Below are 4,312 nucleotides of genomic sequence, written 5' to 3' on the forward strand. Positions count from 1 at the left end.
TTAAATATAAATATTATTTATTCACCTTTCATTGACAACATAAATCTTTATATACGATTAAATAGTCCAAATAAAAGCACAAACACTAAGGATTATTTACATGAAGTTCCAACTAACCTCTCTTCTCGTCACAGCTACACTGTTCGCCTCTTCTGCATATGCTGCAACACCAGTTCAAGTGTCAGTTCCTGGTATAAATTTACCAGCAGGTGATGTTTCAGGGGTTCGTTTAAGTGCTCTTTATGGTCGAAGCCACAATGTAAAAGGTTTAAACATCTCACTATTAGGGCTATCTGATACTGACAACTTTACCGGCCTTAATCTTGGTATGTTTTATGGTGCAAACCGAACGCGTAATAGCATGAAAGGGGTTGAATTGGGTTTTGCTAACCTTAATGAAGGTACAGCAAAAGGGGCTGATTTTGGTTTAATAAATTACACTGCCAATAATTTCACAGGTGGTCAATTTGGGCTATTTAACTATGCAGGAAGCCTAAATGGACTTCAATTTGGCTTTATGAATGCTACTGATCATATTAATAAGGGTATTCAGATAGGTTTAATTAACTACGACCGTTCAGGTACTTTCGTCAGCAAAGATCTTCCTGTTTTCCCTATTGTGAATGCAAGATTCTAAATACTAGATATAAAAAACGGAGCATCAAAGCTCCGTTTTTCGTTTAAGCACAGCAACCTTATGCGTTTGCTTCACGCTCTGCAATGTATGCAAGTGCCATCTTGATACGAGCTACAACGCGCTCTTTACCAATAAGCTGCATTACTGCATCAACCGAAGGTGATTGGCCTTGACCAGTTACAGCAACACGTAGTGGCATACCCACTTTACCCATGCCTAGCTCAAGCTCTTCACAAACTTGTGCAATCACACCGTGTAGATTTTCAGTTGTCCACTCATCAAGAGCTTCAACTTTAGCAAGTGCAAGCTCTAGTGCTTCTTTTGCTACAGGACGTAGGTGTTTCTTCGCAGCACCAGCTTCAAACTCATTGAAGTCTTGGTAGAAGTAACGAGATTGCTCAGCAAGTTCGATCAGCGTATTACAACGCTCACCTACTAGCTTGATCACTTCTGCAATCACAGGACCATTTTCAAGTGAAATTTCTTTCTGATCTAGATGCCATTGTAGGTATTTAGCAACGTACTCAGGCTCTGCTGTTTTAATGTAATGGTTGTTTAACCATAATAGCTTATCAGTATTGAATGCTGATGCAGACTTACTTACTGACTCTAGGCTAAATAGGTCGATCATCTCTTGTAGTGAGAAGATCTCTTGGTCACCGTGAGACCAACCTAAACGAACTAAGTAATTTAGTAGCGCTTGAGGTAGGTAACCTTCATCACGGTATTGCATTACGCTTACAGCACCGTGACGCTTAGACAATTTCGCACCGTCATCACCAAGGATCATTGCACAGTGTGCAAACTCAGGCACTGGCGCACCTAGTGCTTCATAAATATTGATCTGGCGAGGTGTGTTGTTGATGTGATCTTCACCACGAACAACTTGAGTAATACCCATATCCCAGTCATCGATAACCACACAGAAATTGTATGTTGGGCTACCATCAGTACGACGGATGATCAGATCATCAAGTTCACTGTTAGCAATTTCGATACGACCACGGATTTTGTCGTCAAATACAACCGTACCTTCTTTCGGGTTACGGAAACGAATACAGAACGGAGAGTCTTCTGTCGCTGCAGCATTAGCCGCAACTACTTTCGGATGGTTTGCGTCATAACGAGGTTTAACACCTGCCGCCATTTGCTCTTCACGGATCTCGTCAAGTAGCTCTTTAGGACAGTAACACTTGTACGCTTTATCTTCTGCTAGCAGCTGATCAACAACTTCATTGTAACGATCAAAACGTTTTGTTTGGTAGTAAGGACCTTCATCCCAGTTCAACTCTAACCATTCCATACCTTCCATAATGGCATCGATAGCTTCTTGAGTTGAACGCTCTAGATCCGTATCTTCGATACGTAGTACAAATTCACCGCCCATGTGTTTAGCGTACAACCATGAGTACAGTGCAGTACGAGCACCACCTACATGCAAAAAGCCAGTTGGGCTTGGTGCAAAACGAGTTTTAACCGTCATTGAAATTACCTTATGAATGAAGGACTACACAGTAAGGACTACTGTGTTCTATCTAATGACAGGTATTTTAGCACTGTGAGGTAAATCTACAATAATCAAATAAAATGGCATAACTCACCAACGACTTATGCCATAGCTAAATCTACAGGATAGTTTTGCCACCATTACTGTCACAGAAGTATTGCGGTACAAATACATCTTGCTGTTGGCCACGGCGATCAGTGTAGACACAACGATAAATCGGAACACTTTGCGCTCCATTACCGCCATGTGCCCCAGCACTGCCGCCTCCCCCTGCACAAGCTTGGGCATACGCTAATGACGAGAAAACTGATAAAGTAAAAAACGAAATAATTATAAATATTTTCATTACTTTCCCCATATGTGAGTTAAATCACATTAATTATAGAAATGGGAAAATGTCTTATCGTCTTTTCTAAAAATAATTTTTCTTCATTCTTAAAAAAAAGAAAAGCCAGTATCCGAAGATACTGGCTGTCATCTTTTTACTTTTAGTTACTAATTACTTTACAGAGAAAGGAATTGTTAGAGTAACTTTGATATCAGATTCATCTTGGAATGCGTTAGTGTAACCAGTCCAGTTAGGAGCATCTGAATCATTGTAGTATTTGGTGTAGTGCATACCTAAGTTAGCACCTTTAAGCGCACCACCTTGGATTGCGTAGCTTGCAAATACACTTGCTGCATATTCTTTAAGCTCTTTATAATCAGCAACTTCAGCACCTAGACCGAACGCACCGCTAATACCAGCATTTAAACCAGTTGCACCGATGTCAGAGAAGTCACGAGATACAGATGCAAAACCTGCAAATTCGCCGTCGTGGTTGAAGTCAGAACGGTTGTTCCACCAAATTTCGTAAGCACCGTTTGATTGACCGTAACCTTGAGTTGGACGGTATGCGAACCAGTTACCATCTTCACCAGCATCAGTGTATGTTGCTTCAAGACGCATTGAGTAAGGACCAGCAGCCCAAGATGTTAACATTGCTAACTGGTAGCCATAATCATCTTCGTATTGCTTACTGTCTTTAACTACGTAAACTTGTGGAGAGTAGTAGAAACCACCTTCAGTTGTCGCTTTAAATTTGAAGTGAGCAATTGAACGCTCGTCAAGGTTAGCATATGCAGTATCGATGCTCATGCCATTACCAAAGCCGTAACGTAGACCTACAGAGTAAAGTGTTGCTGCTTCACCATCTGCGTATGAACGCATTTCATCAGTGTACTTGAACCATGGAGCTTTATATTGGTCTGCAACTACTAAACCAAGCGCTAGGTCACCAAAGTTTGCACCGATTTCACCACCTAGATATGTACCAGGAGCGAATGACCAGTTAACACCTAGAGCACTAGGTACAGAAGGCTGGAAGTAACCTAACTTAGCATTTGCGTTAGCACCAAGTTTGAATTTAAGAGCAGCTGTTGATACAGATACGCCGCCTTTTTCTTTTTGATCCCAATGCGCTTCATCCCATGTGCGATCCCATGGAAGGAAGTTCATTTCGTGACCAGTACCACCGTCGTTGAATAAATCCCATGTAGAGTAAACAACAAGGTCTAAACCAACAACGTCAGCAACATAACCTGAGTTGAAACCTAGGTTCATGAATACAGAACCGTGATTTAGGTTAGTTTCTTTTGGAGTGTTGTTACCATCAGCGTCTACATTGCCACGCTCACGGTCACGGAACCAAAAGTTCACATTACCACTAATAGTTGAATCATTGAAAAATGCGATTTCTTCTTGAATAACTTGCTCAGACACATCTTGCTGTGCCATTGCTGGCATTGCTACTGCACCTAACATTGCTGCTGTTAAAGCAGAAACTTTAAAAAACTTTGATTCCATGGAATAACTCCTAAAAGATATAAGCTGTTTACCTGTAACCTGAAAGGTTGGCCGCCGAAGGCTACAAGTAAATCTCCCATATGTTAGCCGAATCATTTCGACCAATTCATATTTTTTTTCGTTCAAAATTGAACTTTGTGTAACTTCGTTATTAAGACTACTTTCGCAGCGCAAAACATCAATAAGAACTTAATTTCTTGTGTTAAAAATTTGATTCAGTGCAAAGTTTCTCTCCTATAGTGATCAAGTTCAAATGTTTTAACCTCGTCAAAAACCTCCAGAAAAATCATTTAAAATCAAAAATTTAAAAACCAAAAGACAC

At 40.5% G+C, this 4,312-nt stretch carries 4 protein-coding genes; 1 reads left to right on the forward strand and 3 read right to left on the reverse strand.

Annotated elements, in window-relative coordinates:
- The first annotated feature begins 100 nt into the window (after positions 1–100).
- Complete coding sequence (locus tag E5A76_RS14270) at positions 101–637, forward strand: LA_2272 family surface repeat-containing protein (RefSeq protein ID WP_161119320.1); 537 nt, start codon at positions 101–103, stop codon at positions 635–637.
- A gap of 58 nt (positions 638–695) precedes the next feature.
- Here E5A76_RS14270 and gltX read toward each other — a convergent pair whose 3' ends face one another.
- From gltX to E5A76_RS14285, 3 genes are all read right to left on the reverse strand, one after another.
- Positions 696–2,120, reverse strand: coding sequence for a glutamate--tRNA ligase (gltX, locus tag E5A76_RS14275; protein WP_161119321.1), 1,425 nt, complete (start codon positions 2,118–2,120; stop codon positions 696–698).
- Between the two features lie 142 nt (positions 2,121–2,262).
- Positions 2,263–2,490: a hypothetical protein gene (locus tag E5A76_RS14280; protein WP_161119322.1), complete on the reverse strand. Its 228-nt coding sequence runs from the start codon at positions 2,488–2,490 to the stop codon at positions 2,263–2,265.
- Between the two features lie 153 nt (positions 2,491–2,643).
- Entirely contained in the window at positions 2,644–3,990 is a 1,347-nt protein-coding gene (locus E5A76_RS14285) for an OprD family porin (RefSeq protein WP_161119323.1), read from the reverse strand.
- Positions 3,991–4,312 lie beyond the last annotated feature (322 nt).

Origin of the sequence: Photobacterium lucens, from assembly GCF_009873615.1 — a bacterium.
GTDB lineage: Bacteria > Pseudomonadota > Gammaproteobacteria > Enterobacterales > Vibrionaceae > Photobacterium > Photobacterium lucens.